This is a genomic window from Albidovulum sediminicola, from assembly GCF_025751575.1.
GTDB classification, from domain to species: Bacteria; Pseudomonadota; Alphaproteobacteria; order Rhodobacterales; family Rhodobacteraceae; genus Albidovulum; species Albidovulum sediminicola.
The window spans coordinates 1-4,250 of record NZ_JAOWLA010000043.1 but is presented as its reverse complement, the minus strand read 5'-3'; the positions used below and the strand labels follow the sequence as shown (position 1 = coordinate 4,250).

At 68.4% G+C, this 4,250-nt stretch carries 4 protein-coding genes; all 4 read left to right on the top strand.

Annotated features, from left to right (window positions below):
• The first annotated feature begins 236 nt into the window (after positions 1-236).
• The gene (locus OE647_RS19860) at positions 237-1,484 is read left to right on the top strand and encodes an aminotransferase (protein ID WP_263723506.1); all 1,248 of its coding nucleotides are present in this window, start codon (positions 237-239) and stop codon (positions 1,482-1,484) included.
• Positions 1,485-1,500: 16 nt separating this feature from the next.
• Positions 1,501-2,697: a malate--CoA ligase subunit beta gene (locus OE647_RS19855; RefSeq protein WP_263723505.1), complete on the top strand. Its 1,197-nt coding sequence runs from the start codon at positions 1,501-1,503 to the stop codon at positions 2,695-2,697.
• Complete coding sequence (gene sucD / locus OE647_RS19850; RefSeq protein WP_263723504.1) at positions 2,697-3,590, top strand: succinate--CoA ligase subunit alpha; 894 nt, start codon at positions 2,697-2,699, stop codon at positions 3,588-3,590. The genes OE647_RS19855 and sucD overlap by 1 nt, the downstream gene beginning before the upstream one ends.
• A gap of 11 nt (positions 3,591-3,601) precedes the next feature.
• Positions 3,602-4,250 (top strand): NAD(P)-dependent oxidoreductase (locus tag OE647_RS19845; RefSeq protein WP_263723503.1); only part of this gene is annotated, 649 nt, incomplete at its 3' end.

Here is a 4,250-nt window from a genome sequence, read left to right as displayed (position 1 = left end):
GGTTCCAAGTTGTTGCATTTCTTGACCTTTTCGAGAAAAACCACCCATATTGGCGGGTCACCTGACGGTATACCTTGGCATTCCAACCTGAATGGGTGGGGAATTACCCGCCCATTTGAATACCCAAAAGCAGGATTAATGCAGGTTGTGACCTTGGGGCAACCCTGAAAACACTTGCGGCAGGAGGAGGCCGGGGCGTTTGGATGCGCCGCGGCAGGCAGACAGGAGGCCCCGCGATGACCGTTCCGCATATCTTTGCCCCACTCGAGATCCCGGAGACGCTCGCGGCGGGTCCTGGACCGGGCAACACCGACCCGCGCGTTCTGGGCGCCTTTGCCCGGGCGGGTCTTGCCGACCACATGCAGGCCGACGTGCTGCGCGGCATGGTCGAGTGCAAGGAGATGCTGCGCGCGGTCTGGGGCACGGCGAACACCTACACCTTCGGCGTCGGCGGCACGGGCTTTTCCGGGCTCGACTGCATGCTGGGGGCGATCCTGCCGGGCGACACGGTGGTGGCCTTCGTCAACGGGACCTTCTCGGGGATCGACGGTCTGACGATCCGGATGAAGGCGGCGACGCGCGAGGAGCTGCGCGCCAACGCGCTCGATCCGAAACCCGCCTCGGTGACGATCGTGACGGTTCCCCACGGCCAGTCGGTGACCGGCGAGATCGTGGAGCGGGTGCTGGCCGAGAAGAAGCCGAAATGGGCCTTCATGGCGCATTGGGAAACCGGCTCGGGGCGGATCAACGACCTTGAGGGCTTCTCGGCGGCCTGCGCGCGCCACGGCGCGATGGGGCTGGTCGACGCGGTCTCCTCGCTCGGGATCGCGGACTTCTCGATCGACGACTATCCGGGCGTGGTGGGCTGGGCGTCCTGCCCGCAGAAGGGCGTGCTGTGCCTGCCGCTGACCTATGCGCCGGTCAGCTTCACCGACCGCTACATCGCCGAGGTCCGGGAAAACGGCTGCCATTCCTATGTCCACAACCCGGTCCTTGAGGCCCGTCACTGGGGCATCGTCGAGGGCAAGGACGTGGCGGCGGGCGTCTATCACCGCACCCATTCGGGCTATGCGGTCGCGGCCTTCCACGAGGCGCTGCGGATCACGCTGGAACATGGCCGGGCCACGAAGGCGCGCGACTATGCCTTCCACGAGGCGGCGCTGCGCGAGGCGGTGACGGTGATGGGCTGCGAGGTCACCTCGAACATGACGAGCCTGGTGGTGCTGAACCTGCCTGCCGCGCTGGCGGGGCGCGAGAAGGAGCTGGTGCAGATGTGCCGGGCGCGCGGCTTCGGCATCTGGCCGACGCTGTCGGAGCCGGTGCAGGTGCGCATCGGCATTCTCAACCAGCTCTCGGAGGCGGCGGTGCGCACGATCGTGCTGCGCTTTGCCGAGGCGATGAACGAGATCGGCGCCAGCGTCGATCTGGAGGCGGTCGGCGAGCGGCTGCGCCAGCATTACCGGGCGCTGGAAGCCGCGGAATAACGGGGAGGAGACCCAGATGGACATCCACGAATACCAGGCCAAGGAGATCCTGGCGCGCTTCGGTGTCGCCGTTCCGCAGGGCGCGCTGGCCTACAGCCCCGAGCAGGCGGCCTACCGGGCGCGCGAGCTCGGCGGAGAGCGCTGGATCGTCAAGGCCCAGGTCCATGCCGGCGGGCGTGGCAAGGCCGGCGGCGTGAAGCTTTGCGACAGCGAGCACGAGATCCTCGACGCGGCCTCCGACATGTTCGGGCAGAAGCTGGTCACGCATCAGACCGGGCCCGAGGGCAAGGGCGTCTACCGCGTCTATGTCGAGGGCGCCGTCGCCTTCACGCGGGAGATCTACCTGGGCTTCGTGCTCGACCGCTCCTCGCAGCGGGTGATGATCGTGGCCTCCTCCGAGGGCGGGATGGAGATCGAGGAGATCTCGGCCCAGCGGCCCGAGTCGATCGTGCGCTCCACCGTCGAGCCGGCGGTCGGCCTGCAGGAGTTCCAGGCCCGCGAGATCGCTTTCGCGCTCGGCATTCCGGCGAAGCTGACCCAGCAGATGGCGCGCACGCTGCAGGGCTGCTACCGCGCCTTCACCGAGCTGGACGCGACCATGGTCGAGATCAACCCGCTGGTGATCACCGCCGACGACCGGGTGCTGGCGCTCGATGCCAAGATGACCTTCGACGGCAACGCGCTCTTCCGGCATCCGCATGTGGCCGAGCTGCGCGACAAGAGCCAGGAGGATCCGCGGGAAAGCCGCGCGGCCGACCGGGGGCTCAGCTATATCGGCCTGACCGGCAACATCGGCTGCATCGTCAACGGCGCGGGGCTCGCGATGGCGACGATGGACACGATCAAGCTCGCGGGCGGGGAGCCGGCGAACTTCCTCGACATCGGCGGCGGGGCCACGCCCGAGCGGGTCGCCAAGGCCTTCCGGCTGGTCATGTCGGACGACAATGTCCAGGCGATCCTGGTCAACATCTTCGCCGGCATCAACCGCTGCGACTGGGTCGCGGAGGGCGTGGTCCAGGCGCTCAAGGCCAACCCGGTCAACGTGCCGGTGATCGTGCGCCTGGCCGGGACCAATGTCGAGGAGGGTCAGAAGATCCTCGCCAAGTCGGGCCTGCCGATCATCCGCGCGAACTCGCTGATGGAAGCGGCCGAGCGCGCGGTCACCGCGTGGCAGAACGATATCGCACAGAACACCAAGATGAGGGCCGTCTGATGAGCATTCTTCTCGAACGCGAAAGCCGGGTGATCGTTCAGGGCATCACCGGCCGCATGGCGCAGTTCCACACCAAGGAAATGCTGGATTACGGCACCAATGTCGTCGGCGGCGTGGTGCCCGGCAAGGGCGGCGAGCGGGTCCATGGCGTCCCGGTCTTCGACACCGTCAAGGAAGCGGTCGCCGCGACCGGCGCCGATTCCAGCCTGGTCTTCGTCCCGCCCCCCTTCGCGGCGGACTCGATCATGGAAGCGGCCGACGGCGGCATCCGCTACTGCGTCTGCATCACCGACGGCATCCCGGCCCAGGACATGATCCGGGTCAAGCGCTACATGATGCGCTACCCGCGCGAACGCCGCATGGTCCTGACCGGGCCCAACTGCGCCGGCACCATCAGCCCGGGCAAGGCGCTCTTGGGCATCATGCCGGGGCATATCTACCTGCCCGGCAACGTCGGCATCGTCGGACGCTCGGGCACGCTGGGCTACGAGGCCGCCCAGCAGCTCAAGGACCGCGGCATCGGCGTCTCCACCAGCGTCGGCATCGGCGGCGACCCGATCAACGGGTCAAGCTTCCGCGACATCCTCGAGCGCTTCGAGGCCGACCCCGAGACCCATGTGATCTGCATGATCGGCGAGATCGGCGGCCCGCAGGAGGCCGAGGCCGCCGAATACATCCAGAACCACATGACCAAGCCCGTCATCGCCTATATCGCGGGTCTCACCGCGCCCAAGGGCCGCACCATGGGCCATGCCGGCGCCATCATCTCCGCCTTCGGCGAAAGCGCCTCGGAGAAGGTCGAGATCCTCTCGGCCGCGGGCGTGACGGTGGCCGAGAACCCCTCGGTCATCGGCGAGACGGTCGCGCGGGTGATGCGCAAGGCCGCGGCTTGAGGGAGGGCGCGATGGCGAAGCCGAAGGTCCTGGTCACCCGCCGCTGGCCCGCGGCGGTCGAGGCGAAGATGGCGGAGGTCTTCGACCTCACGCTCAACCGCGACGACCGCCCGCTCAGCACCGACGACCTGCGTGGCGCGCTCGGCGACTACGACGCCGTCCTGCCCACCGTCACCGACCGCCTGCCGGCGCAGGTCTTCGACCTGCCCAGGGCCCGGACGCGGATCCTGGCCAATTACGGCGTCGGCTTCGCCCATATCGACACCGATGCCGCGAAAAGCCGCGGCATCGCCGTCACCAATACCCCCGACGTGCTCAGCGACTGCACCGCTGACATCGCCATGACGCTCATGCTCATGGTCGCCCGCCGCGCCGGCGAGGGCGAGCGCGAACTGCGCGACGGGCGCTGGACGGGCTGGCGCCCCACCCACCTGATCGGCACCCGCGTCTCCGGCGCCACCCTCGGCATCGTCGGCTTCGGACGCATCGGCCAGGCCATGGCCCAGCGCGCCCACCACGGCTTCGGCATGCGCGTCCTCGTCCACAACCGCTCCGCCGTCGCCCCGGAGATCCTCGCCCGCTACGGCGCCGAACAGGTCCGCGACCTCGACGACCTCCTGCCGCGCTGCGACTTCGTCTCCCTCCACTGCCCCGGCGGCG

Excerpts from the sequence above, each read along its gene's own strand:
- OE647_RS19855 (WP_263723505.1), top strand. The coding sequence starts at position 1,501 with ATGGACATCCACGAATACCAGGCCAAGGAGATCCTGGCGCGCTTCGGT.
- OE647_RS19860 (WP_263723506.1), top strand. The coding sequence starts at position 237 with ATGACCGTTCCGCATATCTTTGCCCCACTCGAGATCCCGGAGACGCTC.
- sucD (WP_263723504.1), top strand. The coding sequence starts at position 2,697 with ATGAGCATTCTTCTCGAACGCGAAAGCCGGGTGATCGTTCAGGGCATC.